This is a genomic window from Azorhizobium doebereinerae UFLA1-100 (assembly GCF_000473085.1).
GTDB lineage: Bacteria > Pseudomonadota > Alphaproteobacteria > Rhizobiales > Xanthobacteraceae > Azorhizobium > Azorhizobium doebereinerae.
The window spans coordinates 19,104-44,794 of sequence record NZ_AXBA01000031.1 but is presented as its reverse complement, the minus strand read 5'-3'; the positions used below and the strand labels follow the sequence as shown (position 1 = coordinate 44,794).

The 25,691-nt window shown below is 66.0% G+C and carries 31 protein-coding genes; 18 read left to right on the top strand and 13 right to left on the bottom strand.

Going from position 1 to position 25,691, the window contains the following annotated elements; genetic code table 11:
- Positions 1-5: 5 nt before the first annotated feature.
- The 13 genes from YU1_RS30365 to flgF all read right to left on the bottom strand — a co-directional run bounded on the left by YU1_RS30365 (position 6) and on the right by flgF (position 11,788).
- Positions 6-653: a rod-binding protein gene (locus YU1_RS30365; RefSeq protein WP_051357064.1), complete on the bottom strand. Its 648-nt coding sequence runs from the start codon at positions 651-653 to the stop codon at positions 6-8.
- Positions 654-727: 74 nt separating this feature from the next.
- Positions 728-1,138: a hypothetical protein gene (locus YU1_RS30360; protein ID WP_051357063.1), complete on the bottom strand. Its 411-nt coding sequence runs from the start codon at positions 1,136-1,138 to the stop codon at positions 728-730.
- 3 nt (positions 1,139-1,141) lie between these two features.
- On the bottom strand, positions 1,142-1,891 hold the full coding sequence (gene fliR / locus YU1_RS0120030) for a flagellar biosynthesis protein FliR (protein WP_029005602.1): 750 nt from the start codon (positions 1,889-1,891) through the stop codon (positions 1,142-1,144).
- A complete protein-coding gene (gene flhA, locus YU1_RS0120025; protein WP_156922290.1) occupies positions 1,888-3,978 on the bottom strand; it encodes a flagellar biosynthesis protein FlhA in 2,091 nt (696 codons plus the stop codon). Before flhA ends, fliR begins: the two co-directional genes overlap by 4 nt.
- Positions 3,979-4,226: 248 nt before the next feature.
- Positions 4,227-4,493 (bottom strand): flagellar biosynthesis protein FliQ, encoded by a 267-nt coding sequence (fliQ, locus tag YU1_RS0120020; RefSeq protein WP_029005600.1) that lies wholly within the window; start codon positions 4,491-4,493, stop codon positions 4,227-4,229.
- Positions 4,490-4,906: a flagellar hook assembly protein FlgD gene (gene flgD / locus YU1_RS0120015; RefSeq protein ID WP_029005599.1), complete on the bottom strand. Its 417-nt coding sequence runs from the start codon at positions 4,904-4,906 to the stop codon at positions 4,490-4,492. The genes fliQ and flgD overlap by 4 nt, the downstream gene beginning before the upstream one ends.
- Before the next feature lie 68 nt (positions 4,907-4,974).
- A complete protein-coding gene (gene flbT, locus YU1_RS30355) occupies positions 4,975-5,385 on the bottom strand; it encodes a flagellar biosynthesis repressor FlbT (protein ID WP_035716041.1) in 411 nt (136 codons plus the stop codon).
- Positions 5,382-5,729 (bottom strand): flagellar biosynthesis regulator FlaF, encoded by a 348-nt coding sequence (gene flaF / locus YU1_RS0120005; protein WP_029005598.1) that lies wholly within the window; start codon positions 5,727-5,729, stop codon positions 5,382-5,384. The genes flbT and flaF overlap by 4 nt, the downstream gene beginning before the upstream one ends.
- A gap of 20 nt (positions 5,730-5,749) precedes the next feature.
- Positions 5,750-6,787 carry a flagellar hook-associated family protein gene (locus YU1_RS0120000; RefSeq protein WP_029005597.1) on the bottom strand — a complete coding sequence of 346 codons (1,038 nt, stop codon included), beginning with the start codon at positions 6,785-6,787 and terminating at the stop codon, positions 5,750-5,752.
- Positions 6,788-6,795: 8 nt separating this feature from the next.
- Positions 6,796-8,247, bottom strand: a complete 1,452-nt coding sequence (gene flgK, locus YU1_RS0119995) for a flagellar hook-associated protein FlgK (protein WP_029005596.1) — start codon at positions 8,245-8,247, stop codon at positions 6,796-6,798.
- A gap of 34 nt (positions 8,248-8,281) precedes the next feature.
- Positions 8,282-9,571 (bottom strand): flagellar hook protein FlgE, encoded by a 1,290-nt coding sequence (locus YU1_RS0119990; RefSeq protein ID WP_029005595.1) that lies wholly within the window; start codon positions 9,569-9,571, stop codon positions 8,282-8,284.
- 116 nt (positions 9,572-9,687) lie between these two features.
- Complete coding sequence (gene fliI, locus YU1_RS0119985) at positions 9,688-11,010, bottom strand: flagellar protein export ATPase FliI (RefSeq protein ID WP_029005594.1); 1,323 nt, start codon at positions 11,008-11,010, stop codon at positions 9,688-9,690.
- Positions 11,011-11,065: 55 nt separating this feature from the next.
- Complete coding sequence (gene flgF / locus YU1_RS0119980; protein ID WP_029005593.1) at positions 11,066-11,788, bottom strand: flagellar basal-body rod protein FlgF; 723 nt, start codon at positions 11,786-11,788, stop codon at positions 11,066-11,068.
- A 272-nt stretch (positions 11,789-12,060) separates the two neighbouring features.
- Between flgF and motA the strand changes: the two genes are divergently transcribed.
- The 18 genes from motA (at position 12,061) to YU1_RS0119885 (ending at position 25,616) form a co-directional block, all read left to right on the top strand.
- Positions 12,061-12,951 carry a flagellar motor stator protein MotA gene (motA, locus tag YU1_RS0119975; protein ID WP_029005592.1) on the top strand — a complete coding sequence of 297 codons (891 nt, stop codon included), beginning with the start codon at positions 12,061-12,063 and terminating at the stop codon, positions 12,949-12,951.
- 40 nt (positions 12,952-12,991) lie between these two features.
- Positions 12,992-13,885: a flagellar motor switch protein FliM gene (locus YU1_RS0119970; RefSeq protein WP_425339169.1), complete on the top strand. Its 894-nt coding sequence runs from the start codon at positions 12,992-12,994 to the stop codon at positions 13,883-13,885.
- Entirely contained in the window at positions 13,866-14,213 is a 348-nt protein-coding gene (locus tag YU1_RS30350) for a hypothetical protein (RefSeq protein ID WP_156922288.1), read from the top strand. Before YU1_RS0119970 ends, YU1_RS30350 begins: the two co-directional genes overlap by 20 nt.
- 38 nt (positions 14,214-14,251) lie before the next feature.
- Positions 14,252-14,620 carry a flagellar motor switch protein FliN gene (gene fliN / locus YU1_RS0119960; protein WP_029005590.1) on the top strand — a complete coding sequence of 123 codons (369 nt, stop codon included), beginning with the start codon at positions 14,252-14,254 and terminating at the stop codon, positions 14,618-14,620.
- A complete protein-coding gene (locus tag YU1_RS0119955) occupies positions 14,620-15,657 on the top strand; it encodes a flagellar motor switch protein FliG (RefSeq protein ID WP_035716038.1) in 1,038 nt (345 codons plus the stop codon). The genes fliN and YU1_RS0119955 overlap by 1 nt, the downstream gene beginning before the upstream one ends.
- A 14-nt stretch (positions 15,658-15,671) precedes the next feature.
- Positions 15,672-16,748, top strand: a complete 1,077-nt coding sequence (gene flhB, locus YU1_RS0119950; RefSeq protein ID WP_029005588.1) for a flagellar biosynthesis protein FlhB — start codon at positions 15,672-15,674, stop codon at positions 16,746-16,748.
- A gap of 43 nt (positions 16,749-16,791) precedes the next feature.
- The gene (locus YU1_RS0119945) at positions 16,792-17,187 is read left to right on the top strand and encodes a hypothetical protein (RefSeq protein ID WP_245263390.1); all 396 of its coding nucleotides are present in this window, start codon (positions 16,792-16,794) and stop codon (positions 17,185-17,187) included.
- 165 nt (positions 17,188-17,352) lie between these two features.
- A complete protein-coding gene (gene flgB / locus YU1_RS0119940; protein WP_029005586.1) occupies positions 17,353-17,739 on the top strand; it encodes a flagellar basal body rod protein FlgB in 387 nt (128 codons plus the stop codon).
- Positions 17,739-18,158 (top strand): flagellar basal body rod protein FlgC, encoded by a 420-nt coding sequence (gene flgC, locus YU1_RS0119935; protein WP_198018993.1) that lies wholly within the window; start codon positions 17,739-17,741, stop codon positions 18,156-18,158. Before flgB ends, flgC begins: the two co-directional genes overlap by 1 nt.
- On the top strand, positions 18,155-18,484 hold the full coding sequence (gene fliE, locus YU1_RS0119930; RefSeq protein ID WP_029005584.1) for a flagellar hook-basal body complex protein FliE: 330 nt from the start codon (positions 18,155-18,157) through the stop codon (positions 18,482-18,484). The genes flgC and fliE overlap by 4 nt, the downstream gene beginning before the upstream one ends.
- Positions 18,485-18,496: 12 nt before the next feature.
- Complete coding sequence (gene flgG / locus YU1_RS0119925) at positions 18,497-19,285, top strand: flagellar basal-body rod protein FlgG (RefSeq protein WP_029005583.1); 789 nt, start codon at positions 18,497-18,499, stop codon at positions 19,283-19,285.
- 41 nt (positions 19,286-19,326) lie between these two features.
- Positions 19,327-19,905 (top strand): flagellar basal body P-ring formation chaperone FlgA, encoded by a 579-nt coding sequence (gene flgA / locus YU1_RS30345; protein ID WP_035716035.1) that lies wholly within the window; start codon positions 19,327-19,329, stop codon positions 19,903-19,905.
- Positions 19,902-21,002 (top strand): flagellar basal body P-ring protein FlgI, encoded by a 1,101-nt coding sequence (gene flgI / locus YU1_RS0119915; protein ID WP_029005582.1) that lies wholly within the window; start codon positions 19,902-19,904, stop codon positions 21,000-21,002. The genes flgA and flgI overlap by 4 nt, the downstream gene beginning before the upstream one ends.
- 349 nt (positions 21,003-21,351) lie before the next feature.
- Positions 21,352-22,053, top strand: coding sequence for a MotE family protein (locus YU1_RS32145; protein ID WP_051357061.1), 702 nt, complete (start codon positions 21,352-21,354; stop codon positions 22,051-22,053).
- A complete protein-coding gene (locus tag YU1_RS0119900) occupies positions 22,053-22,772 on the top strand; it encodes a flagellar basal body L-ring protein FlgH (protein WP_029005581.1) in 720 nt (239 codons plus the stop codon). The genes YU1_RS32145 and YU1_RS0119900 overlap by 1 nt, the downstream gene beginning before the upstream one ends.
- 19 nt (positions 22,773-22,791) lie before the next feature.
- Positions 22,792-23,316 carry a flagellar basal body-associated FliL family protein gene (locus YU1_RS0119895; RefSeq protein WP_035716032.1) on the top strand — a complete coding sequence of 175 codons (525 nt, stop codon included), beginning with the start codon at positions 22,792-22,794 and terminating at the stop codon, positions 23,314-23,316.
- The gene (locus YU1_RS0119890; RefSeq protein WP_084539993.1) at positions 23,313-24,230 is read left to right on the top strand and encodes an EscR/YscR/HrcR family type III secretion system export apparatus protein; all 918 of its coding nucleotides are present in this window, start codon (positions 23,313-23,315) and stop codon (positions 24,228-24,230) included. The genes YU1_RS0119895 and YU1_RS0119890 overlap by 4 nt, the downstream gene beginning before the upstream one ends.
- 330 nt (positions 24,231-24,560) lie before the next feature.
- Positions 24,561-25,616 carry a flagellin N-terminal helical domain-containing protein gene (locus tag YU1_RS0119885; RefSeq protein WP_029005578.1) on the top strand — a complete coding sequence of 352 codons (1,056 nt, stop codon included), beginning with the start codon at positions 24,561-24,563 and terminating at the stop codon, positions 25,614-25,616.
- Positions 25,617-25,691 lie beyond the last annotated feature (75 nt).

Below are 25,691 nucleotides of genomic sequence, written 5' to 3'. Positions count from 1 at the left end.
AATCCTCAAATGGCAACGTCGGAAACGGATGGATCGGTCTTGTCGGTCGTATCGACCTTGGCGGCCGAGGCCGCCGTGTCGGCCCTGGCGGCGGTCGCCGCCGGATCGGTGGCGGCGGCGGCCGGCGGCACCACGCGGGGCGCCGGGATCGTGGCGGCCGCGCCGCTCACCGAGGTCATCTCCGGGTGGCGCCCGGCGATCTTCTTGGCGATGCCGATGCCGCCGGCCTCGGCCACCTGGTCGCCGATCTTCTGCGCCAGCATCGAGCGCCAGACGCCGCCGGCATTGCCCTTGCCATAGACCGCGGTGGCCTTCGCCGGCAGCATGGATTCCACGAAGGTGGAGAGCACCATGGCCTCGAACTTGCGCAGCGGGTTGTCCTTCGCCGAGGCCACGGGAGCGGAGCTGTCCATCTGCTCCGCGCCGGGACGACGGGTCATGGTCGTCATGTTGTGCAGCGACGTCGTGCTGGAGGAGGCATAGGCCAGACCGCCCTGATAGCCCGTCCTCACGCCCGAAACCATGGTGTCGAACGCACCCGAAGCGGCCGAAGAACTCAGCCTCTGCAGGTTCGTCGCAACCTTCTGCGCGCGGCTGGGATCAGCCGCCTGCATGACGTCGAGAACGAGATCGGAAGGAGGTTGAATGCCCATTGCCCACAATCGTCGATAGAGTATTCGGCGACTGGCAGTGTGCGCGGCTTGGCCTGTGTGAGGCTTGCATCCCCTTAGGGGGTACTATCTTCCTCTTTGGCGACGGCCAGCCGGGCTGCCACACCCTCCAGTATGCCGGCCACCATCTTCTGTTCCTGATGGCGGTCGTGGTCGCGGGAAACGCCTTCCTTCATGCGTTCCGCGCGCTTGAGGCGCAGCGCCTCGTCGCGCACCCGCACGCTTTGCCGGCCCTGCTCGGCGGCCAGCCGCTCGGTCTCCGCCGCCACCACCTTGAGGCGCTTGGCGACAACCTCCACCAGCAGCGGGCCGAAGGTGTCGCCATTGAGCGTAGTGATGAGCTCGGCGCTCACCCGTTCCGTCTCGGCCTTGGCCCGGCCGATCTCGGCCAGCCGCCATTCGGCCTGCCGGTGCATCTGCTCCTGCACGGCGACGATGCGGCGGGCTTTTTTCAGACGATCCTTCATCTCTCACCCCAGCTTGAGGAAGGCGCCGAAGGCACTGATGAACGCGACCAGCAACTGGTCCGACATAGCGTAGAGCAACAACAGCCCCCCGGCCAGCGTGAACGGCGCGGAGATGAAGAAGACGGGGATCTGCGGCGTCAGCTTGTTGAGGAGGCCGATGGCGAAATTGATGATCAGCGAATAGACCAGGAACGGGCTCGCTAGGCGCAGCGACAGCATCAGGGCGGCGGACAGCTGGTCGACCGCCTGCATCAAGGCGCCGCGGCCGCCGAAGCCGACGCCGATGGGGATCTGCCGGTAGGAGGCGACCAGGCCGCGCAGCATCTCGTAATGCTGGTCGGAAATGAACATCATGGTGGTCGCGGTGAGCGCCAGCAGCGTGGCGATCGGCGGCAGCGCCTCGTCCTCCTCCGGCAGGCCCATCATGGACGACAGCCCGATGAACTGGGCGGAGGCCACCAGCATGGTCTGCAACATCAGGAAGAAGAAGCGCGCGAGCAGGCCGATGATGGCGCCGGTGGCGATTTCCGACGGGATCGCCCCCAGCAGTTGCGGCCCGGAGGCGGACTGGATGAAATCCGCCATGTCCGCGAACAGCAGCGGCAGGATGGCCAGCGACACGCCCACCGCCACGAACAGCCGGATCCGCACCGGCAGGCGATGCCCGGACAGGCCCGGCATCAGCATCACGCACCCGCCGATCCGGCAGAACACCAGGAAGGCGCTCAGCACGGTGACGTTCAGAGGGATCACGAGATGGTCCCGAGCGACTTGATCTCGACGCCGCGGGCGATCTCCACGTGGGACAGCACCGGCAGGGAGGGGAACATGCGCTCGATGATCATGCGCACATAGGGCCGCGCGTCCGGCGCGCTCACCAGCACGAAGGGCTGGCCCTCCTTCATGTGCTCGCGCACCACGGCGGAGGCATCGGAGCCGAACTGCTCCACGAGGCGTGGATCGATGTCGAACTCCACCACCTCGCCCTTGGCGTCGCGCTTCAGGCTCTGGTGGAAGGTCAGGTCCCACTTGCTGCCGAGGCGCAGCACGCGCAGCACGCCGCCGTCGGCGAGATCGCCGCAGATCTGCTGGGCCATGCGCATGCGCACATGCTCGGCCACCTGCTCGGAACGGCGGGCGTGGGGGACGATCTCGGCGATAGCTTCCAGGATGAGGTGCAGGTTGCGCACCGAGACGCGCTCGGCGAGCAGCAGCTTCAGCACCGCCTGGAGGCCGGAATAGGAGATCTGCGCGGGGCAGATGTCCTCGATCAGCCGCTTGTATTCGGGATCGAGGCGATCGAGCAGGCCGCGCATGTCCTTGTAGGACAGCAGCTGCGGCAGGTTGTTGGCGATCACCTCGCTCATGTGGGTGAGGATGACGGTGGCGTTGTCCACCGCCGTGAAGCCCTCGCGCCGCACCTCGGCGGAATAGGCCTCCGCGATCCACATGGCCTTCATGCCGAAGGCCGGCTCGCGCGCCTCGTCGCCCGGCACGTCCGGCTTGGCGCCGTCGCCGGTCACCACCAGCAGTTCGCCGATGCGCATCTCCTGGGATGATACCACCGTGCCGTGGATCTTGATCTGGTAGTGCTTGGGCGGAATGTTCAGGCTCTCGGTCAGCCGGATGTCCGGCACCACGAAGCCGTAGCGCTGGGCGAACTTGCGCCGCATCTTGGCGATGCGCTGGCCCATCTCGCCGGAGGCCCGCAGCACCTGGCCGGCGAGCTGCTTGTCCACCACCAGCTCGATCTCGGCGGTCTTCAGCTGCTCCTTGACCGATTCCCGGACTTCCTGCGCCTTCTTGTCGGCTTCCGCCTTGTCCTTGGCCGCCTTTTCCTCGCGCTCCTTGGCCAGTTGCTTGGGAATGGCATAGCCGACGAAGGCCATCACTCCGCCCAGCGTGGCGAAGGGGATCAGCGGCAGGCCGGGCACGATGGCAAGGGCGAACAGCAGGCCGGCGGAGACGAACAGCGCGCGCGGATAGGCGCCGAGCTGCCCCAGCACCGCCTTTTCCGCCGAGCCGCGGGTGCCGCCCTTCGACACCAGCAGGCCGGCGGAGAGCGAGACGATCAGGGCGGGGATCTGCGAGACGAGGCCGTCGCCCACCGACAGGCGGGTATAGATGTCGGCCGCATCGGCGATCGGCAGGCCGTGCCGGGTGACGCCGATGATGATGCCGCCGAAGATGTTGACGGCGATGGTGATCAAGCTCGCCACCGCCTCGCCGCGCACGAACTTCGAGGCGCCGTCCATGGAGCCGAAGAAGGCGCTCTCCTCCTCCAGCTCGGAGCGGCGGGACTGCGCCTGCTTGTCGTCGATGAGGCCGGCGTTCAGGTCGGCGTCGATGGCCATCTGCTTGCCGGGGATGGCGTCGAGGGTGAAACGGGCGCCCACTTCCGCGATACGCGTGGCGCCCTTGGTGATGACCAGGAAGTTCACCGTCACCAGGATGAGGAAGACGACGATACCGATCACGAAGTCGCCGCTCATGACCAGCTTGGAGAAGCCGGCGATGATGGCGCCCGCCGCATGCACGCCATCCGCGCCATGGGCGAGGATCAGGCGCGTGCTCGCCACGCCGAGCGCGAGGCGCAGCATGGTGGCGATCAGCAGGATCGTCGGGAAGGAGGAGAATTCGAGCGGCTTCTGGATCCACAGCGCCACCATGAGGATCAGCACGGACAGCGCGATGGACAGCGCCAGCCCGATGTCGATCAGCATGGGGGGGATCGGCAGGAACAGGACGGCGAGGATCGCCACCACGCCCATGGCGAAGCCGATGTCGCGGCGTGAGCGCTGCGCTTCGGGATTGGTCAGGGAGACGTCTGTCATGTCCATTCACCTCAGGACCTGCCCGATCACGCCGGGCCGGCTCCTGTCTCTGCGCGCGACGTCCTCATGACGCCTGGGATCGCAATCCCGCCGCCTCCGGGGGAGGCCGCGGGCCGGGACCTGCGCCCCGGCTGCATTTGCGAGTGCCGGCCTGTCTGGCCGACGCCCTGGAGAGATTGCCCCTCCCGGCGGGAGCCGGACGGGGCCAGTGTGCGAGGCGTCGCCGCCGGGCTGGCATCGGGGCGGAGCCGCCCTCAGAAGCCGCTGCCGATGCGCGCGTAGATTTCCTCGGTGAAGGTCATGATCTGGCTGCCGATGAACGAGCCGGTCAGCGCGCAGACCACGAGCACCGCGACGATCTTGGGAACGAAGGTCAGGGTCGCTTCCTGGATCTGGGTCAGCGCCTGGATCAAGGCGATGACGATACCCACCAGCATGGCCGCGCCCACCGCAGGCCCTGCTGCGAGCAGGATGGTCCAGATCGCGCTCCGGACCACGTCAAGAGCGTCGGCCTCGTTCATCCGGAGATCTTCACGCCGGAATTGAGAGTGAGGGTCGTACCGTCCGCCAGGGTGGCGACGGGGGAGCCGCCGGAAACGATGCTGACCGAAGACACCACGCCGCTGACGGTGCCGTCCGCGCTGGTGACGGTGCGGCCGATGGCGCTGTCCGCCGTCTGGAGCGCGGAGGAGGTGAGCAGCGTGTCGAGCTTGCTGTTGGTGTTGGTCTGCTGCTCCACCTGCGAGAACGAGGCGAGCTGGGACAGATACGCCGTGGAATCCATCGGCGAGGTCGGATCCTGGTTCTTCAGCTGCGCCACGAGGAGCTGGAGAAACTGATTGTAATCCACGCTGCTCGTGCTGGTGCTCGAACTGCTGCTGCTCGAGTTCGTGCTGGAAGTCGAAGACGTGTTCACGCTCGAAACGGTGCTCATGTCAGGCTCTCCTTTGCGACCTTTCTGCCCGGCGAAGGTTGCGCGAGGCCGACTTCGGCCTCCCGGTCTCACGCCGCCCTGGTCGACCCGCTGTTGAGGATCGCGTCCTCGATGGGGAACAGGCCGCGCAGCGTGCGCAGGGCCTCGAACGTGCGGCCGGCGATCACCTGCTGGGCGAGGGTATCCAGGCCATCCAGGACCGTCTGGTTCTTGAAGGTCTGTGACAACACCGCCCACTGACGGTGGAACAGATGGCGCGCGCCTTCCGCATTGCGCGGATCGATCAGGATCGCCTGCACCACGAAATACAATTGACGCAGCGGCGTGGTCGTGTCCTCCACCTGCATCACGTGGCCTTCCAGCAGGAAGGTGGCATCGTTCAGCAGTTCGAGCGTCACTTTGCGGTCCACGCGCAGCACGGCACCGTTGATGTAGATGCGCTCGCCCGGACGCAGCGTGAGCTGCATGGATTTGCTCATTGCAGGCCATCCCTGATACTGCGGTTGACGCTGATGAGGCCGGCGAAATTCTGCGACGCCTCGTTGATGACGAGGTCCGCCTCCTTCACCACCCAGAGGCCGATCGAGATCAGGTCCGCCCGCAGGGCCGGGGAGAGCTCGTTGCTCGTCTCGGCCAGGTCGCGGATCAGGATGCCCCACAGGCGCTGGAGATAGAGCATGGCCGCGCGGGTTTCCGAAGAGGCCGGCCCGGCCGCCTCGGCCGCCACCAGCAATTCGAGGGCGCGATCGAAGGCATCCCGCTCGCGAAGGCGCGCTTCCGAGCTGGAATCCTCCAATATTTCCGCGTAAGAGAATTTGTACATCGCGGCGCTCCTTATTGTCTTTAGACGTAGTTCATGATCGTGAGCGACAGCAGCTTCGTGGTGGTCGAGTAACTCATGCTCAGCTGATTGGTGAGCGTGTCGAGTTCCGTCTTCGCCTGAGCCGGATCCACGCTTTCCAGCGAGGAGATCCGGGTCGTGACCACGTCCATCGTGGTCTGGAGCTGCGTGGTCGCGTTCGTCGTCCGGTTCTGCGAGACGCCGATGGCGGCCGCAGCGTTCGTTACCCCCGTCATGCCTTCGCTCAGGGTGGCGCGGGACTGGTCCATCACCACCTGAAGAGTCGCGGTATTCAGGTTGGTCGTCCCCAGATACCCCATCATCGTATATGCCATGGCGAGCTTGCGTATGGCTGGGTCGTTGGCGGAAACCGACGCCGTCACGCTCTCGGTCTGGGACACCTGCTTGGTGAGCGCCTGGTCGGAGGCGTTCGACCAGGTGGACTTCCAGTTGGTATCGTTGAACAGGGTGGCGAAATCGTTGTTCAGGAAGTCCTGCATGTCGCTGGCGGTGATGTTCGCCGCCTGCGCGTCGGTGCTGGCGAAGCCGAACTTGGCCACGAACGCCGCTTCCACGGCGGCCTGCGGCCCGTTCGAATAATCCTTCACCGGCGCGACGCCGCTGTTGATACCGCCGAACACGTAGCGGGTGCCGTCTGTGCTGCCCAGCGCGGCGACCAGATTGGAAAGCCCGGACTGGCCCTCCATCTGCATCTGCGTGACCGTCTCCGCCGAGGCCTGGCTGCTCAGCAGCGTCTGCTGATAGCTGCTGGCGGTGTCCAGAATGTTGGTGAGGCCGGTCTGGGTGCGCGTCATCACCGCCTGGGTCAACGAGTTCGAATCGATGAGCCCCTGCAATTGGCTGTATTCACGCCGCATATTGACGCTGAGCGACGTGGTGACCCCGAGCTGGAGGCCGATATCGGCATAGCGCCCGGTGGCGATCTCGGTGTTTTTCTTGGTGATCTCGTTCTGGATCTTGGTGATCGACCCCATCGAGGACATGGTCCACGAGAGCGTGGAGATATAGCTGCTCTTCATGGCTCAGCTCACTTGATGATGGTGAAGAGGGAATCATACATGTTCTGGACGATGCCGATCAGCTTGGAGGAGCCCTGGTAGCTGCGCTCCAGCTCAAGCTGCGCGGCATATTCCTGGTCGGTATTCACCCCGGTGGCGTTGGACAGGGCCGTCGACGCCTGGGACAGCACCGTCTTCTGCGTTTCCGCATTGGTCGTGGTCGCCTGGCGCAAGCCTTCGAACCAGCTGACGGAGGCGGCGGCGAAGGTCGTCAGGCTGACGTTGCTGGTGAGCTGGGTCGAGCTGGAATACGTCCGCTGCGCCGACATGGCGGTCTGCAACGCGCTGAGGCGGGTGGTGAAGCTCGCCGCGCCCGTCGTGTTGTAGCTGTAGTTCGTCCCGTTCATGCCGCCGTCGCGCAGCGTAGAGACCGAGCCGGACGGCGGCACCGCAGCGGTGTTGACGCTGATCGTCGCCGCGAGGTTGCGGGTCAGCGTGGACGGGACCGTCGCATCCGTGCCGTTGGTGAACAGGCCGGACTTGTCGGCGCCGGTGCTGACCTGGTCGCTTTCCTTGAAGGCGTCGATGAGGCCGCGCGCGACCTCGTCGAGTTGGTCCTGGTAGGTCACCGTCGTGTTGTCGCGCAGCTCGGCAAGGCCCGCGATGGCGCCGGACTTCAACGGCATCGGGGCGTTGGCCCCGGTCACCGCCACGCCGTCCACATAGACGGCGTTGCCGGTGGTGGTGCCGTCATAGAACGGCGTGCTGTCGAAGGTAACCGAGCGCGGCGTCTTGTCGAACAGGGTCACGCCGCTGTCGGTATAGATGACGATGTCGTTGTTGCCGCGGGTGACCGCGGAGATGCCCATCTGCTCCGACAGCTTGGACAGGATGGCATCGCGGGCGTCGAGGGCGTCGGAAATGTCCTCGCCCTTGACGGTGCCCGCGACCACCGCATTGTTCGCCGTCTCGAACTGCTTCAGCAGGTCGTTCACGCTGGAAACCGCCGTCGCCATGCTGGCGTCCGCGTCCGAGCGGACCTTCTGCACGGTGGTCGAGGCGGAGTTCAGCGCGGTGGCGAGATCCTCGGCAGCGGTGACGGCGGCCTGCGCGAGCGTATCGTCGTCCGGCGAGTTGGCGTAGGTGCTCAACGCCGTGTTGAAGGTGGTGAGCTTGGCGGCCACCGAGGCATCGCTCTGGGTGTCCCCGATAGTCGTCTCCAGCGTGGTGAGGCCGGTGAGCAACGCCGTCTGTTCAGAACTGGACGATGTGGACGCCAGCATCTTTGCGAACAGGGCGGCGTCGCTTGCGCGGCTGACCGTGACGCTGGTGGAGCCGTCGGCGCCCGTCACCAGGATCGCATTCTTTCGCGAGTAGCTGGTGTTGCTGGCTCCCTCGATATTGCGACTGGAGGCGGCCAGCTGTGTCGCCGTGTTGAGCAGAGAGTTGCTGGCCGTCGAAAAGGCGGTCGTTAGGCTCATTGTCTTCACCAGGTCCGGCAGGAGGGCGACGAGATCAACGCTTCAGGCTCATGAGGACGTCGAGCAGTTCGGTGCCCGTCTGGAAGACCTTGGAGTTGGCCGTATAGTCGCGCTGCGCCACGATCATCTCGGTCAGCTCGGACGCCATGTCGACGGTCGAGTTCTCGAGAGCGTTGGACTTGATGGAGCCGAAGCCGGCATCCCCGCCGAAGCCGAGCTGCAGCGCGCCGGAATTCTGGTTGACCTGGTAGGCGTTGCCGGCCACCGGGGTCAGGTTGTCCGGGCTCTGCACGGTGGCGAGCGGGATCTTGTAGAGGTTGGTGGTGTTGCCGTTGCCGTCCACCGCATACACGGTGCCGTCCGAATTCACCTTGACCGACGACGCCGCGCTGGGCGGGCTGCCGTTCATGGTGGCGGAGATGCTGTAGCTGGTGGCCAGTTGGGTCACCTTGCTGGTGTCGAGCTTCACCGTGCTGCCACCGGGGATGGCGAAGCTGGTGCTGGTGCCGGAGGTGATCTGGCCGCTCGAATCGAACTTCAGGGTCTGGGTCGCGAGCGCGGCGGAGGAATAGGGGAACGACGTCGTGCCGCCGGTCGTCGCGTCGGCTTGATTGTAGACCGCCATTTCCCAGGTATCGACCGTCGGCGGCGAGGCCGTCGCATCCGCGGCGACGGTCTTGGTCAGGTAGACGTCCAGCGTCACCTGGTTGCCCAGGCTGTCATAGGTCGAAACCGAGGACTTCTGGGTGTAGGCGGCGGTCGCCGCATTGGTGGACGGCAGGCTGGCCGCCGCCACCACCGTGGAGCTGGACGGCAGGTTGGCGGTGATCGAGCCCGAAGTGGTCGGCACCGCCGACAGGGTCACGCTGCCGATATTGACCGGGACGAGGCCGCCGGTGCCGTTCACCACCACCGACGGATCCTGGCCGCCGCTGATGTCGTAGGCCATCAGGGTATAGCCGGCGGCGTTCACCAGATTGCCGGTGGAAGCATCCACGGTGAAGTTACCGGCGCGGGTGAGCACCGTCTGGCCGCTGGTATCCTGCACGACGAAGAAACCGTCGCCGGACACCATGAGGTCGGTGTTGGACGTGGTGTTGTTGGTCGTGCCCTGCTCGGACACGCCATAGGCGATCTTGGTGTTGACCGAGCCGGAATTGTATTCGGAGATGCCGCTATCGACGATGAGGGAGGAAAACTCCGTCGACGCCTTCTTGTAGCCCGTGGTGCTGGAATTGGCGATGTTATCGGAAATGGTGCCAAGCTTGCTGGACTGGGCGTTCATGCCCGACACGCTGGTGCGCAGCGTCCCATAAAGGCTCATGGAAAAACTCCTGATGATGCGGGCGCATCTCGCCCTTTGTGGCCGGTACCCGGTGTCAAAATGGACCGACTAGCTTGTGCGAGGCTGCCACTTCCCCCACACGCGCCGGGGCCGGATCAGCCGCGTATGGCCTGCGCCAGCTCGGTGAACGGATCGGAGGATGGCGGCGCGTCGCTATATTGGCGCAGCGCGTCGTAGATCTTGGGAACGAGCTGCACCGCCTGGTCGAGCTCGGCGTCGCTGCCCGCCTGGTAGCCGCCCATGAGGCGCAGGTCGCGGGTATCCTCGAAGCGGGCGATCATGGTCTTCAGACGCCGCACCAGGTCGCGCTCCTCCGCGCTCCACACGCTGTCGGCGAGACGGGAGATGGAGCCGAGCACGTTGACCGCCGGGAAGCGGCCCTGATCGGCGATGGCCCGGTCCAGCACGATATGGCCGTCGAGCGTGCCACGGATGGCGTCCGCCACCGGGTCGTTGTGATCGTCCCCGTCCACCAGCACCGAGAACACCGCGGTGATGGCGCCGGTGCCCTCTGGCCCGGGGCCGGCCCGCTCCAGCAGCTTGGGCAAGGTGGAGAACACGCTCGGCGCATAGCCGCGCGCCACGGCCGGCTCGCCGGCGGCCAGCGCCACGTCGCGGGCGGCGTGAGCGTAGCGGGTCACGCTGTCGAGGATCAGCAGGACGGACTCGCCGAGATCGCGGAAGTATTCCGCAACCGCCAAAGCCGATTGCGGCGCGAGGCGGCGCATCATCGGGCTCTCGTCGCTGGTGGAGACCACCACCACGGCCCGCTCCATGTTGGAGGCGAGCGGCCCTTCCAGGAATTCGCGCACCTCACGGCCGCGCTCGCCGACCAGGCCGACGACGATGGTATCGAAGGAGGCGCAGCGCGCCAGCATGGACAGCAGCGTGGACTTGCCCACGCCCGAGCCGGCGAAGATGCCCATGCGCTGGCCTTCGCACATGGGAGTGAAGAGGTCGATCACCCGCACGCCGGTCTTGATGCCGCGATGGATGCGCTGACGGGTCATGGCCGCCGGCGGCTCGGCATCCATCGGCATGCGGTGCGACCCACGCGCCAGAAGGCCCTTGCCGTCCAGCGGCACGCCGAGAGCGTTGATGACGCGGCCCTTCCAGGAGCGGTCGGGGCTCAGCCCCAGCGTCCCGACCCGGAAGGCGGTGGCGCCCATGCCCACCGGCACGCGCTCGTCGAACGGCTTGATGGAGGCGCCGGCATCATCCACCCGCACCACCTCGCCGATGCGGGTGCGCCCCTCCTGGTCGATGCCCACCCGGTCGCCGAGCCGCAGGTAGCTGGACAGGCCGCAGACCCGGAAATGGGTGGGCGTCACCTCGCGCACCACGCCGCCGACCCGCAGCGGCGGGACGTCTTCCAGCGCCGATTCCACGGCGGCCTGCAATCGGACCAGGGCGTTCATCAGGCGACCACCTCAGGAAAAGGGCGGCAGCGGGCGCGGCTGCGCCCGCCGGGGCTCATTGCGGGCCGAGCGCGCGGATCGAATCGACGCTGGTGGTCTCCTGCTCGGAGATGGCCGAGGCCGCGCTCTCGAAGGCCCGCTGCACCGTGATGAGCCGCGTCATCTCCATGATGGGATCGACGTTCGACCCTTCCACATAGCCCTGGCGCATCACGTTGCTGTTGTAGTCCACCACCGCGGTTGCCGGGCGATCGGGGATGACGGCGGAATTGTCATACCGCGTCAGCTTGGCCATGGGCGAGATGTCGAACATCCCGATGGTGCCGACCTGGTTGGTGCCCTGGGTGAGGGTGCCGTCGGTGCCGATCTTCAGCGCCCCGGCGTCGGGATTGACCAGTACGGCGGCACCGCCCTGATCGAGCACGGAATAATTGTTGACCGTGACCACCCGCCCCTCGGCGGTGACATTCAGCCGTCCGTCGCGGGTATAGGCGACGCCGGCCGGGGTCTGGATCGCCAGCCAGGCCGGCCCCTCGATGGCCACGTCGTTGGGGCTGTTGGTGTAAGTGACGCTGCCGGCCTTGCGCGAGGTGTAGCTTTCACCGATCGAGGAGAAGGCGACGTCCTTCGCGCCGTTTTCTGACATGATGCTCTCGAACTTGATCTCCTCGGCGCGATAGCCGGGCGTGTTCATGTTCGCTACGTTGTTGGCGATGGTCGTAAGTCGCTTTTCCGTCGCCATCTGCGCGGAGAGAGCAACATAAAGGCCATTGGACATGTCAGCCTCCGAGGGAGAGGTCGAGCCTGGCGCGGCGTGGGACCGGCCGGGAATGGGGCGCGCCACCGGCCGGTTTCGGGCGCGGCCCGGGGGAGCGGACCTCGACCACGAAACGGGGTGGCAATCGGCACCTGATCGTGCCTTTGGCCAACCTCCCACCCCAAGCTTGTCCGAGCCTGCCTTCGGCGGCAGGCCCATTGCCGCGGTCAGTCCAGCCTCGCGCAATGCACGTCGCCTAACACCGGAAGTGTCAAACAGGGGGAGTCATCACCGTGAGCGTCTTGATCGGAATTGTCCTTGGTCTGGCTGCCACCTTCGGCGGCTTCATGGCCATGGGCGGTCACCTCGACGTGGTCTGGCAACCGTTCGAGTACGTGATCATCGGCGGCATCGCCTTCAGCACGTTCCTCATTGCCAACCCCATGAGCGTCATCAAGGACACCGGCAGCGGCATCATGCATGCCCTCTCCGGCGTCGCGCCGAAGCGCAAGGACTTCCTGGCGCTGCTCGGCCTGCTCTACGCGCTGATGCGCGAAGTGCGCGCCAAGCCGCGCAACGAGGTGGAAGCGCACATCGACGACCCGAACAATTCCGGCCTGTTCGCCCACTTCCCGACGATCCTGAAGGACAAGGAACTGACGCAATATATCTGCGACTACGCGCGCCTGATCATCATCGGCAACGCCAAGTCGCACGAGATCGAGGGCTTGATGGAGCAGGAAATCTCCACCATCAAGAAGCACAAGACCAAGCCGGCGGCCGCGCTCGGCACGGTGGCGGAGGCGCTCCCCGCGCTCGGCATCTGCGCCGCGGTGCTCGGCATCGTGAAGGCCATGGGCGCCATCGACCAGTCGCCGGAAATCCTCGGCCATTACATCGGCTCGGCCCTGATCGGCACCTTCGTCGGCATCTATTCGTCCTACGCCATCATCTCCCCGCTGGCGCACAAGATCAAAATTACCCGCGAGAAGCAGTGCCAGCCCTTCATCATCGTCAAGCAGACGCTGATCGCCTTCATGAACGGCGCCCTGCCGCAGATCGCCCTGGAGCACGGCCGCAAGACCATTTCGGAAGGCGAGCGCCCGACCATCGACGAAGTGGAGAGCGAGGCCATTTCCAACGTGCCGTCCGCCAATTCTCCGCCCCAGCAGCAGGCCGCGTGATCCCATGAATGCCGCCCATTCCCACCAAGACATCCGGGACATGCTGCTCGACGCGGCGGGTCTGTCGATCGATCGCATGCCCATGCTGCATGTCATCTTCGACCGCCTCGGCACGCTCTGCGCCGAGGGGCTGCGCCAGCTGGCCGCCTCGCAGGCCTTCTACTCGCTCTCCAGCATCGAGACCGGCCGCATCGGCGACGTGCTGGAAATGTACGAAGGCATGGCGGTGGCCGGCGTGTTCCACGTGCCCATGTGGGACAGCCACATCATCGTCGGCTTCGACCGCGACTTCGTCTTCACCATGATCGAGGCGCTGTTCGGCGCCGACGGCTCCGAGCCGCCGGTGGAGGACGAGCGCGGCTTCTCCAACATCGAGCTGCGCATTTCCCAGGCCATCTTCGAGCAGATGCAGAAGGCGATGCACAACGCCTTCACCATGGTCAGCGACACCCAGTTCAAGTTCGAGCGGCAGGAAACCCGCATGGACTTCGCGGTGATCGGCCGCCGCAACAACCTGGCGGTGACCGCGAAATTCCTGCTCCAGGCGCTCAACCGCGGCGGCGAGATGTTCGTCATCATCCCGCAGGCGGCGCTGACCCCGATGCGCCAGGCGCTGTCGCGCACCACCCCGGCGGAGACCTCCGGCCGCGATCCGGTGTGGACAAAGCAGATCCGCACCGAGGTGAACCGCACCCAGGTCCAGGTTCGCGCAATCCTCGAGGAGCGACACTATCCGCTGGGTGAAATCGCCGACTTCAAGGTCGGCCAGGTGCTGAAGCTTCAGGCCACCCCGCGCACGCTCGTGAAGCTGGAAAGCGCCGACCAGCCGCTGTTCTGGTGCCACCTCGGCCAGGCCGAGGGCGCCTACGTGCTGCGCGTCGAAGACCAGATCAACCAGAACCAGGAGTTCCTCGATGACATACTTCCCCGTTGACATGGTTCTCCTGGTTGCGCTGGTGATGACGACCGCGTGCGTGGTGCTGGTCTACCGCAAGCTCAAGGAACTGGAGGCGCATCAGGCGCATTACGAGCGCATCCTCGCGGAGAGCTCCCATGCGCTGATCGCCGCCCATCAGGCCGTCTCCGCCCTCAACACCGACGGGCGGGAGCTGCTGTTCTCGCTCGGCGGCAAGATCGAGCAGGCGCACGAGGCCATCGCCGAGATCGACCGCCGCAACGCGGCGGCGCGCCGGGCCCGCGCAAGCCGCGACACCGGCGCCGAAGTGAGCCAAGATGGCGACATGCTGCCCCGCGGCGCGTGAAGCCTGTTCGATATCTCTTTTACTGACAGGAGTGTTCCATGGCACCGCCCGATCGCGATGACCTGGGGAAGGAAGCCGCCGAGGACGAGGCGCTGTTCGCCAAGACCCTTCAGAGCGCGGAAAAGGAAGAGACCATCGGCAACGGCCGCGGCCTGGAATCGGTGATGCGCATCCCGGTTCTGCTGCAGGTCGTGCTCGGCTCCGCCAGCATGCCCGTGGCCAACCTGATGAAGCTCGGACGCGGCGCCATCGTCCCGCTCGACCACCGCGTGGGCGAGCCCGTGGACGTGGTGGTGAACGGCCGCATCATTGCCCGCGGCGAAGTGATGGTGGTGGAAGACGACAACTCGCGCTTCGGTGTGACGCTGACCGAGATCGTCGGGCCGTCCGGCTCCGATAACAGCTGATGGCGGCCAGAGCGATGGCCCCTCCCCTGACGGGCAAATCCCGTCCTCTGCACGGCACTGACAAGGTGGCGGCGCTGCTCATGACCATGGGCGCGCCGATGGCCAACCGCATCCTCAAGCATTTCGAGCCGGAGGAAATCCGGCTCGTGACCCGGGCCATCGCCGATCTGCGGCCTATCCCCACCGCCACGGTGGAAAGCCTGATCGAGGAGTTCGCCACCAGCTTCGTCGCCGGCGCCAATCTCGTCGGCACGGCGGCGGACGTGGAACGCCTGCTCACCGGCGTCCTGCCGCCCGAGCAGATCTCCGAGATCATGAACGAGCTGCTCGGCGCGGCCAATCATTCGATCTGGGACCGCATCTCCACCGTCAGCGAGAACATCCTCGCCACCTACATCATGAAGGAGCATCCGCAGACCGCCGCGCTGATCCTCTCCAAGGTGCGCCCCTCCTGCGCCGCCAAGGTGATGAGCCATATCCCGGCGGACAAGCGCAACGGCCTGATGCGCCGCATGCTGACCTTCAAGCCGATCGTCGATGCCACCATGCAGGTCATCGAGAGGACGATTCATGAGGACTTCATGATGAACTTCTCGCGCAATGCCGGCGCCGACCCGCACGCGCGCATGGCGGACATCATCAACAAGATGGAGCGCGACGACATGGAGCTGGTGCTCTCCTCGCTTGCGGCCACGCGGCCGAAGTCGGCGGAAATCCTGAAGGGCCTGCTCTTCACCTTCGACGACATCGTCAAGCTCACGCCCAAGGCCCGCACCGCCCTGTTCGACCAGGTGCCGAACGACAAGCTCATCCTGGCGCTGAAGGGCACCGATATCGAGTTCCGCGAATCCATCCTCCAGTCGCTCGGCGCACGCGTGCGGCGCATGGTGGAGCAGGAACTCGGCAACGGCGAACCTTCCGCCCAGAAGGAAGTGGCCGAGGCCCGCCGGACGATCACCGACATGGCCCTCGACATGGCCGGGCGCGGCGAGATCGAAATCAATACCGGCAACGATGACGACGCCTACGTCCGGTAGCGGAAGCCATATGCATGTCTGAGGCTGCCGACAAGGAAAGCAAAACCGAAGACGCATCGGAGAAGAAGATCTCCGATGCCCTCGAGAAGGGGAACGTCCCCTTCTCGAGGGAGACGGCGTTGTTTGCATCGCTGCTGGGTATTCTCGCCGTCCTCACCTTCTTCGTGATCAACCCGGTGCGCGTGCTCACCGCCGAGCTGACGCATTTCCTCGACGATCCCAGCGGCTTCCGGCTGATGTCGTCGGACGATGCGATCGCCCTGGCCTGGGGCGTGCTCATGCTGCTCGGGCAGTTCCTGCTACCGGCGGTGCTCGTGCTGGGCGCCGCCGGCCTCATCGCCTCGCTGTTCCAGAATACGCCCCGCCTGGTGCTGGATCGCATCCAGCCGCAGTTCAGCCGCATCAATCCGGCGAGCGGCTGGACGCGCATCTTCGGCAAGGAAGGACATATCGAGTTCGGCAAGTCGGCGTTCAAGCTGGTGGTGGTGGCCATCATCTGCGGCATGCTGCTCTATTCCGAGCAGGGCCGGGTGATGAACGCGATGTACAGCGAGCCGCTGCTGCTACCGTCGGTGATGCTGTCGCTGGCGACCCGCCTCGTCTCCGCAGTGTGCGTGGCCACCATCGTCCTGGTGGCGTTGGACCTGGTCTGGGCCCGGTTCCACTGGCACTCGGAACTGAAGATGACCAAGCAGGAGGTCAAGGACGAGCACAAGCAGGCGGAAGGCGATCCCATGGTCAAGGCGCGCATGCGCTCCCTGGCCCTGCAACGCGCCCGCCAGCGCATGATCAGCGCGGTGCCCAAGGCGTCGCTGGTGATCGCCAACCCGACCCATTACGCCATCGCGCTTTATTACGACCGCCAGAAAGGCGGCGCGCCATTGGTCGTCGCCAAGGGCGCCGACCTGATCGCGCTCAAGATTCGTGAGGTCGCCGAACGCTGCTCGATCCCGATCATCGAGGACAAACCCCTCGCCCGCGCCATGTATGACGCGATCGAAGTGGACCAATGGATTCCGCCCGAGTTCTACCGTCCAGTCGCCAAGATTCTATATTTTATCTATTCCCGGGGCTCAAATGCACAATCATAGTGCTCATTTCATCAATCGATCGACTTTGGGCGATATTGGCCTGATGGTCTATGAGCGTGCGTTAGCCGAGTGTCTCCGTCATTTTCTGAGCGAACTGTTTTATACCAATGCCGGCGTGGTCATCGGCTATGTCCACGCCAACCAGGACAGCAACCTCAACGACCTGATCGCCTCCTCCGCCGAGCTCTCGCTCCGGCCCGGGCTGCTGCGATACGGCCAAAACGCCGCCATATCCTCCGACTGGGGCCAGCCGCCGGAGGTGAGCCTGGACATGGAACTGGCCCACCCCGCGCTCAAGGTCTATTTCCGCGTCGAGTTCGACGGCAAGGGCGTGGGCGTCGCCATCGAGGGCATCGTCAGCACGGAGCCGCTGGGCACCGACGACGAGAATCTCCAGCGTTTCCAGGACGCGCTCGCGGACTGCCGCCTGCCGGCCTGAACCGGCCCCCGGGGCCGCCCGCCCGTTCTCCGACACCCGCATGACCGGCCCGGCGGCCGGCGGCGCCGCGCGTTCCGAGGCGCTGGGGCGGCCGGGCGGACGACGCGCCAGCCCCGTGCAAGGTTTGCTTCCTAACGTGGCGACGAGACGATCCAGGAGGACCCGTTGGATCCTTTGTACCTGTTCGACGTTGCCTCGCGTCAGGCCCAGTGGGCTTCCGTGCGGCAGGCCACGATCACCGGCAATATCGCCAACGCCAACACGCCCGGCTTCACCGCCCGCGACGTGGAGCCGTTCTCGGCGGTGCTGAACAAGACGCACCTGACCATGGCCAAGACCTCCGAAGGGCACGTCGACGTTCCCTTCGCCGGCGCCCAAACCACCAAGATGAACGACGGCGACAGCTGGGAGATCAGCGCCTCGGGCAATTCGGTGAACCTCGACCAGGAAATGCTGAAGGCCGCGGACGTGAACCGCACCTTCACCCTGAACACCAATATCGTGCGCGCCTTCAACCGCATGATCCTTGCCAGCGTTAGGAGCAGTGGATGATCGATCCTCTGAAGACGGCAACCCAGATCGCCGGAAGCGGCCTGCAGGCGCAGTCCACCCGCATGCGCATCGTGGCGGAGAACCTCGCCAACGCGCGTTCCACTGGCACCACCGCCGGCTCCGACCCCTATTCGCGCAAGACCGTCCAGTTCGAGGCCCAGCTCGACCGCGCGCTCGGCTCGTCCAGCGTGAAGGTGAAGAGCACCGGCGTCGACAAGAGCCCGTTCGTCCAGGAATACGACCCCGGCAACCCGGCGGCCGACACCAATGGCCGGGTGAAGATGCCGAACGTGAACCCGCTCGTGGAGCTCGCCGACATGCGCGAGGCCAACCGCTCCTACGAAGCCAATCTCCAGATGATCAAACAGACCCGCTCCATGGTGGCGATGACCGTGGATCTGCTGAGGACGCAGTCATGATCGAAAGCATCTCTTCGCTCGCGGCTAGCCTGCGCACCCCGAACTCGGTGTCCACCACCCGGGCAGATACATCCGAGACCACGACGCAGTCCATCGGCTCCACCAAGGGCGCCGACTTCTCCGACGTGCTGGCCAACGTCTCCACCGAGGCCATGAACACCCTGCGGCACGGCGAGGCTGCGGCCATCTCCGGCATCCAGGGCAAGGCGTCGGTGCAGCAGGTGGTCGAGGCGGTGATGTCCGCCGAGCAGACCCTGCAGACCGCCCTCGCCGTGCGCGACAAGGTGGTCGCCGCGTATCAAGAAGTCAGCCGTATGGCGATCTGAGGAGTATCCGTCATGAGAGCACTCGCAATCGCCGCAACCGGCATGAGCGCCCAGCAGACCAACGTGGAAGTGATCGCGAACAACATCGCGAACATCAACACCACGGGCTTCAAGCGCGCGCGCGCCGAATTCGCCGACCTTCTCTACCAGGCCGAGCGTCCCCAGGGCATCCCCAACCGTGACGGTGGCGAGGCCATTCCCGAGGGCGCCATGGTCGGCCTCGGCGTGCGCACGGTCGGCATCCGCAACCTGCACACCCAGGGCGCCCTGACCCAGACCGGCAACTCGCTCGACCTCGCCATCAACGGGCGCGGCATGTTCGAGATCACCACCCCGAACGGCGACACCGTCTATACCCGGGCGGGCTCGTTCAACCGCAGCGCCACCGGCCAGCTCGTCACCTCGGACGGCTATACGGTGAACCCGGCGATCACCTTCCCGCAGAACGCGACCGACATCCAGATCAACGAGAGCGGTCAGGTCTATGCGGTGATCCCGAACCAGACCAACCCGCAGCTGCTCGGCCAGCTGGTGCTGGTCAACTTCGCCAACGAATCCGGCCTTGAGCCGCTCGGCGACAACCTCTACCGCGAGACCCAGGCCTCCGGCCAGCCGGTCACCGGCGTCGCCGGCGACACCGGCTTCGGCAAGGTCCAGCAGGGCTACCTGGAGAGCTCCAACGTCGATCCGGTGAAGGAAATCACCGAGCTGATCGCCGCCCAGCGCTCCTACGAAATGAATTCCAAAGTGATCCAGGCCGCCGACGAAATGGCGAAGACCGTTTCGACCGGCATCCGCTGACGGCGCTCCCACGCCGGGCTGAACCACACACGAGAGCCGCCATGCGCACGATCCTCGCCGCGCTCGCCGTCATGGCGGGCCTCGCCACCCTCGCCTCGCCGGCTGCCGCACAGTCATCCGGCGGCCCCAGCATCGCCTCGCGCGTCGCCGCGGCGGAGGCCGCCGAGGCCGCCGCCCGCGCCAATGCGCCGGCGGCTCCGGTCACCCAGGTGGCGCCTTCCCTCCCCACCAGCTTCGCCCTGCCGGTGCCGGTGGTGCCGATCTATGCCGGCGACACGATCAACGATTCGATGCTTGTTGATCGTGCGTTCACCACCAGCCCGCAGGACCGCGTCGCGGTGGCCACCTCCCGCCAGCTCCTGGTGGGCAAGGTGGCGCGCCGCAGCCTGCCCGCCGGCATGCCGATCCCGGTCAATTCCTATTCCGATCCCCAGGTGGTGACGCGGGGCAACCTTGCCCCGGTGCTGCTGCGCGAGGGCGGGCTCACCATCTCCGGCTTCGCCATGGCGCTGGAGAACGGCACGGTGGGCAATATCGTGCGCCTCAAGAACCTGGACACCGGGCTCACCATCGCCGGCACGGTGCAGGCGGACGGCACGGTGCGGGTGAGCGCGCAATGATCGCCCGGCTCCTCCTCGCGGCCCTCCTCGTCTTCAGCACGGGCGAGGCCTTCGCCCTGACGCGCATCAAGGACATCTCCAGCATCCAGGGCATCCGCGACAACCAGATCATCGGCTATGGCCTCGTCATGGGCCTCCAGGGCACCGGCGACACGTTGCGCAACTCGCCCTTCACCGAGCAGGCCCTCCAGGCGATGCTCGACCGCATGGGCATCAACGTGGTGGGCAATCCGCTGCGCGCGCGCAACACCGCGGCGGTGATCGTCACCGCCAACCTGCCCGCTTTCGCCGCCATCGGCACCCGCATCGACGTCAGCGTATCGTCGATCGGCGATGCCACCTCGCTGAAGGGCGGCACGCTGCTGCTGACCCAGCTCAACAATTCCGACGGCATGACCTATGCGGTCGCGCAGGGCCAGCTCGCCGTCAGCGGCTTCAGCGTGCAGGGCCAGGCCGAGACCCTGACCCAGGGCGTGCCCACCTCCGGCCGCATCCCCAACGGCGCGCTGGTGGAGCGGCAGATCCCCGGCCAGCTCCGCGACCTCAACGAGATCCTGGTGGATCTCACCAATCCGGACTTCAAGACCGCCGCCATGATGGCCGACGCCATCAACGCCTATACCAAGGCCCGCTACGGCCGCCCGCTCGCCCGCGAGCGCGACCTGCGCACCGTGGTGGTGCAGCGCCCGCCGCAGGTCAATCCGGCCCGCTTCCTGGCGGAGATCGGCGAGCTCGGCATCGAGGTGGATACGCCGGCCAAGGTGGTGGTGGACCAGCGCACGGGCACGGTGGTCATCGGCCGCAACGTGCAGATCTCCACCGTCGCGGTCACCCAGGGCAGCCTGACGGTGCGCGTCACCGAGACCCCGGTGGTGTCCCAGCCGAACCCCTTCGCCAGCGGCGAGACCGTGGTGGTGCCCCGCACCGACATCCAGGCGGACGAGGCCGGCGGCCATCTGGCCGTGGTGCGCGGCACCGACCTGCAGACGCTGGTGCGCGGGCTGAACCGGCTCGGGCTCAAGCCCAGCGACATCATCTCCATCCTCCAGGCGATCAAGACCTCGGGCGCGCTGCAGGCGGAACTCGTGGTGCAGTGATGCCTTCCCGCAGCGCCGCACGTCAGCGTGACGCAAGCATCGCCCGTTAGCAAAGAAGCTGAGTTTCAAGGCAGGTCTGGACGGTGACCGGAAGATGATCTTCCGGCCGCCGGGCGGGTCCGCCGGCTCCGGAAGCAGGACGCCTGACGGCGTCTCGCCCTCCGGGGTAGTCAAGGAAGATGCCAATGTACCCCCAAGGCATTCGAGCGGCCATGATGGCTGCGCCGGGATCGCGGCCCTGCCGTGCCCTCCCGTGGACGAGCATCCCGGCGCGCCTCCCGCGCGCGGGAGCGCCTGCCGGGTCCGCCATTGCGTCTTCCGCGTTCTCGCACCGCATGGAGGGTCTGTGATGTCCGCCCAAACGTCCTTCTGGCCATTCCTCGCCATCTACCTCGTCGGCCTCGCGACGGGCGGCCTCGCCGTCGGCGCCTTCGCCGCGCTGCGCATCTCCGATCTCAAGCGCGAGAACGCCCTGCTGCGCGCGGGCCTCGCCGGCGCCATCCGGATGACCGCGAGCCTGCCCCAGCGCGTGCGTAAGGTGGCGGGCGCCGTCTCCTGCACCCTGCTGATGCTGTTCGCCGCCGCCACCGAGGGCTACGCCCAGCAGGCGACGCCGGCCTCGGCCAGCCAGACCGCGGATGCACGCGACGACAACGCCCTCGCCTATTGCCGCAACATCGCCAACACCGCCTCGGACGCCCGCTTCGCGCGCCAGGCGGCGGCGCTTGCCGCCATGGAGAAGGAAATCGAGGCCCGCATCGCCCAGCTCGAGGCCAAGCGCGCCGAGTATCAGGACTGGCTGCAGCGCCGCGAGACCTTTCTGAAGAAGGCCGACGAATCGCTGATCGCGGTCATCTCGCAGATGCGGCCGGACGCCGCCGCCGCGCAGATCTCGGTGATGGCCGACGAAGCCGCCGCCGCCGTCCTCGCCAAGCTCAACCCGCGCTCCGCGAGCGCGATCCTTAACGAAATGGAGCCGGCCCGCGCGGCTTCGCTCACCAACACGATGGTCGGCATCAGCCGGCGTGCGCAAGCGGAAGGACGCTCTTGATGAAGCCCGTCATCCTGGCAACCGCGAGCGCCCTCATGCTGGGCGCCTGCCAGACCAACCCCTATGACAGCCTCGCCTACGGGCCGACGCTGAGCCCGGTGGGACAGGGCCTGGAAGCCGGCCGCATGCCGGTGCCCGTGCCGTTCCAGCAGCCGCGCGAGCGCACCTTCCGCTCCACCTGGGACCTCAACAGCCAGAGCATGTACCGCGACCTGCGCGCCACCAAGATCGGCGACGTCATCCGTGTGACGATCTCCATCGACGACAAGGCGCAGTTCGACAACAACACCAAGCGCGAGCGGACCTCGTCCAGCAATCAGGGCTTCACCGCCGACCTGAGCCTCTCCGGGCTCGGGAAGGGCGCGAATGCGGGCGCCGGCTCCGGCAACCTCGGCCTGACCGGCGACACCAAGACCGACGGCAAGGGCAATATCGACCGCTCCGAGAAGCTGCGCCTGTCGCTCGCCGCCGTGGTGACCGAGGTGATGCCCAACGGCAATCTCGTCATCAACGGCTCGCAGGAGATCCTGGTGAATTACGAGGTGCGCGTGCTCACCCTGGGCGGCATCGTCAACCCGCTCGACGTCTCCTCCGGCAACACCATTCCCTACGACAAGGTGGCCGAGGCGCGCATCTCCTACGGCGGCCGCGGCCGCCTGAACGACATCCAGCAGCCGGCGTGGGGCCAACGGGTCTTCGACGCCGTGGCGCCGTACTGAGCGGTCATAGGGGGGATCCATGGCCGCCGCGACGCCCGACGACAATAAGACCAAGATCCTGCTGCCGAGCACGGAGAGCAAGGGCGCGAGCCGCAGTGCCCTCATCCTGTCTCTGCTGATCCTGACGCTGCTGGCGATCGCCACCGGCGCCGGGCTTGGCGTGCAGCTCGCCACCACGGTCGAGAAGGTGGTCACGCAGAAGGCCAAGGACGAACCGCCGCCCAAGACCCAGCCGCTGTTCTACGTCGGCAACACCATGATGCAGACGCTGAAGCCGGTGGTGGTGAACCTTGCGGCGCCGGCCAATACCTGGGTGCGCGTCGAGGCCGCCTTCGTGTTCAAGAACGGCGCCCTGGCCAATCCCGCGCTGACCGAGGCCACGCTGCGCGAGGACCTGATGGCCTATCTGCGCACCATCACCCTGAGCCAGCTGGAAGGCCCGAGCGCGCTCCAGCAGCTGCGCGAGGACGTCAGCGAGCGCGCGCGGGTGCGCAGCGAAGGCCGGGTCGACGAACTCATCATCGAAACCCTGGTGGTGCAATGAGCCGTACCACGACCACCCCGCCGTCGCACGCCGCGCGTGACGACGGCCGGCGGCGGCTGGGCACCGCGCTTGCTTTTCTCCGGCCGCTGCTGCTGGCGCTCCTCGGCCTCGTGCTGACCACCGGCCTGGTGTTCGCCCAGACACGGGTGCAGGGCGACACGCAGCTGCCCTCGCTGGATTCCCTGCTCGGCGACAATGGCGGGGCGGTGACCGGCCGCATCGTTCAGATGATCGCGCTGCTGACCGTGCTGTCGGTGGCGCCCGGCCTGCTCATCATGGTCACCAGCTTCACCCGCTTCGTGATCGCCCTGTCCTTCCTGCGCTCCGGCCTCGGCCTGCAGAGCACGCCGGCGAACCTGGTGCTGATCAGCCTCTCGCTGTTCCTGACCTTCTATGTGATGGGCCCGACCTTCGACAAGGCGTGGACCGAGGGCGTGCGCCCGCTCACTGAGCGAAAGATCACCGAGGAAGAGGCCTTCGCCAAGATCAGCGATCCATTCCGGCAATTCATGCTGTCCCAGGTGCGGCCGAAGGATCTGCGCCTGTTCGCCGACATCGCCGCCGCCACCGGCCGGCCCTCGCAGCACGATCCCGAGACCGCCCCGGCCAACGGCGCCACGCCGCTGCCCGCTAACCCGGACGCGCGCGCCAACGACCAGCCCGAGCGCCAGATCGAGCTGCGCATCCTGATCCCGGCCTTCATGATTTCCGAGCTCCGCCGCGGGTTCGAGATCGGCTTCCTCATCATCCTGCCGTTCCTGATCATCGACATGATCGTGGCCACCCTGGTGATGTCCATGGGCATGATGATGATGTCGCCCGCCGTGCTGTCGCTGCCGTTCAAGATCCTGTTTTTCGTGCTGATCGACGGCTGGAACATCCTCGTCAGCGGGCTGGTCCGGTCCTATTTCTAGCCGGTCGGCATACGAACAATCCGGCAAGAGGCACCTGCCGGGCGCCTGCGACAAATACTTTCAAAACATTGATTTCGTTTGATAATCTCGGCGGCTCCGCGACCCTTTTCGGCCCCGGCCAGCGTAAAAAACGCCGAGACCGCAAAAAAAATGCAAGCGTCGCGCAAGCTTCATGTCTATAATGAAATTCATGACGGATTGACTGCTCGACACGGGCAGCGAGGCTCTCCAAGCGAGGCCCACTCAAAGGCATGATGCCGCTCCGTCATCCCGGTGAAAGTCCGGAATGTCCCCCAAAATTCAGTCGTATCCAACTGAGGGACATACACCATGACCAGCATTATCACGAACAACGCCGCTACCGTCGCGCTGTCGACGCTGCGTTCGATCAACAACGACCTGAACACCACCAACGACCGCGTCTCCACCGGCAAGAAGATCAACTCTGCCGCCGATGGCGCCGCGTACTGGAACATCTCCACCACCCTGACGTCGGACAACGGCGCTCTCGGCGCGGTGAAGGATGCCATCAACCTCGACCTGAGCTCGGTGAAGACCTCCAACACCGGCATCACTCAGATCCTGACCAGCCTGAACACCATCAAGCAGGCTCTCGTCAGCGCCACCAGCTCCACCTCGGACCGCGTGTCGCTGCAGAAGAACATCACCAACGCGATCTCGGACATCTCCTCGGCCGCCAGCAGCGCCGTGGTGAACGGCTCCAACTGGCTGTCGATCGACAGCTCGGCCACGGGCTTCAACTCCGACAAGAGCCTGCTCGCGAACTTCTCCCGTACCGACGGCGCCGTGACGGTCGGCACCACCCAGCTCGATACGGGCGTGTTCACCGTGTACGACTCCGCGACGGCCGGCACCTCGACCGGCACCAGCAGCACCCTTGACAAGGCCGTGACGGCCATTGCCACGACCGCGACCGACGCCACCGGCCTTGCCGTTGCCGTCGACACGACCGCCGGCAGCCTCAAGGGCTTCATGGACACCAAGTATGCGATCACCGGCACGATCGGCGGCGCCACGGTGTCGACGACGACCTCGGTGGCTGGCATCGACATCTCCGCTCTCACCAGCAGCGATGTGGACCAGGCCAAGATCAGCGCGTTCATGAAGGTCGTGTCCGCCACGATCGACGCTCTGCAGAACGGTTCGACGGCCCTGGGCACCACCCAGACCCGCCTGACCTCGCAGCAGACCTTCGCTCAGTCCCTGATCGACATCAACACCTCGTCGATCGGCTCGCTGGTCGATGCCAACATGGAAGAAGAGTCCACCAAGCTGAAGGCCCTGCAGACCCAGCAGCAGCTGGCGGTGCAGTCGCTCTCCATCGCGAACTCCTCGACCTCCAACATCATGACCCTCTTCCGTTGAGATCTGATCCGCTGGGTTCCTGGGCCGCTTCCGCGGCCCAGGGCTCGGCGGGTACGGGTCAACGGGAAAGTTCAA

Excerpts from the sequence above, each read along its gene's own strand:
- YU1_RS30365 (WP_051357064.1), bottom strand. The coding sequence starts at position 653 with ATGGGCATTCAACCTCCTTCCGATCTCGTTCTCGACGTCATGCAGGCG.
- YU1_RS30360 (WP_051357063.1), bottom strand. The coding sequence starts at position 1,138 with ATGAAGGATCGTCTGAAAAAAGCCCGCCGCATCGTCGCCGTGCAGGAG.
- flhA (WP_156922290.1), bottom strand. The coding sequence starts at position 3,978 with ATGGACATGACAGACGTCTCCCTGACCAATCCCGAAGCGCAGCGCTCA.
- fliQ (WP_029005600.1), bottom strand. The coding sequence starts at position 4,493 with ATGAACGAGGCCGACGCTCTTGACGTGGTCCGGAGCGCGATCTGGACC.
- flgD (WP_029005599.1), bottom strand. The coding sequence starts at position 4,906 with ATGAGCACCGTTTCGAGCGTGAACACGTCTTCGACTTCCAGCACGAAC.
- flbT (WP_035716041.1), bottom strand. The coding sequence starts at position 5,385 with ATGAGCAAATCCATGCAGCTCACGCTGCGTCCGGGCGAGCGCATCTAC.
- flaF (WP_029005598.1), bottom strand. The coding sequence starts at position 5,729 with ATGTACAAATTCTCTTACGCGGAAATATTGGAGGATTCCAGCTCGGAA.
- YU1_RS0120000 (WP_029005597.1), bottom strand. The coding sequence starts at position 6,787 with ATGAAGAGCAGCTATATCTCCACGCTCTCGTGGACCATGTCCTCGATG.
- flgK (WP_029005596.1), bottom strand. The coding sequence starts at position 8,247 with ATGAGCCTAACGACCGCCTTTTCGACGGCCAGCAACTCTCTGCTCAAC.
- YU1_RS0119990 (WP_029005595.1), bottom strand. The coding sequence starts at position 9,571 with ATGAGCCTTTATGGGACGCTGCGCACCAGCGTGTCGGGCATGAACGCC.
- fliI (WP_029005594.1), bottom strand. The coding sequence starts at position 11,010 with ATGAACGCCCTGGTCCGATTGCAGGCCGCCGTGGAATCGGCGCTGGAA.
- flgF (WP_029005593.1), bottom strand. The coding sequence starts at position 11,788 with ATGTCCAATGGCCTTTATGTTGCTCTCTCCGCGCAGATGGCGACGGAA.
- YU1_RS0119970 (WP_425339169.1), top strand. The coding sequence starts at position 12,992 with ATGCTGCTCGACGCGGCGGGTCTGTCGATCGATCGCATGCCCATGCTG.
- YU1_RS30350 (WP_156922288.1), top strand. The coding sequence starts at position 13,866 with ATGACATACTTCCCCGTTGACATGGTTCTCCTGGTTGCGCTGGTGATG.
- fliN (WP_029005590.1), top strand. The coding sequence starts at position 14,252 with ATGGCACCGCCCGATCGCGATGACCTGGGGAAGGAAGCCGCCGAGGAC.
- YU1_RS0119955 (WP_035716038.1), top strand. The coding sequence starts at position 14,620 with ATGGCGGCCAGAGCGATGGCCCCTCCCCTGACGGGCAAATCCCGTCCT.
- flhB (WP_029005588.1), top strand. The coding sequence starts at position 15,672 with ATGTCTGAGGCTGCCGACAAGGAAAGCAAAACCGAAGACGCATCGGAG.
- YU1_RS0119945 (WP_245263390.1), top strand. The coding sequence starts at position 16,792 with ATGGTCTATGAGCGTGCGTTAGCCGAGTGTCTCCGTCATTTTCTGAGC.
- fliE (WP_029005584.1), top strand. The coding sequence starts at position 18,155 with ATGATCGAAAGCATCTCTTCGCTCGCGGCTAGCCTGCGCACCCCGAAC.
- flgG (WP_029005583.1), top strand. The coding sequence starts at position 18,497 with ATGAGAGCACTCGCAATCGCCGCAACCGGCATGAGCGCCCAGCAGACC.
- flgA (WP_035716035.1), top strand. The coding sequence starts at position 19,327 with ATGCGCACGATCCTCGCCGCGCTCGCCGTCATGGCGGGCCTCGCCACC.
- flgI (WP_029005582.1), top strand. The coding sequence starts at position 19,902 with ATGATCGCCCGGCTCCTCCTCGCGGCCCTCCTCGTCTTCAGCACGGGC.
- YU1_RS32145 (WP_051357061.1), top strand. The coding sequence starts at position 21,352 with ATGTCCGCCCAAACGTCCTTCTGGCCATTCCTCGCCATCTACCTCGTC.
- YU1_RS0119900 (WP_029005581.1), top strand. The coding sequence starts at position 22,053 with ATGAAGCCCGTCATCCTGGCAACCGCGAGCGCCCTCATGCTGGGCGCC.
- YU1_RS0119895 (WP_035716032.1), top strand. The coding sequence starts at position 22,792 with ATGGCCGCCGCGACGCCCGACGACAATAAGACCAAGATCCTGCTGCCG.
- YU1_RS0119890 (WP_084539993.1), top strand. The coding sequence starts at position 23,313 with ATGAGCCGTACCACGACCACCCCGCCGTCGCACGCCGCGCGTGACGAC.
- YU1_RS0119885 (WP_029005578.1), top strand. The coding sequence starts at position 24,561 with ATGACCAGCATTATCACGAACAACGCCGCTACCGTCGCGCTGTCGACG.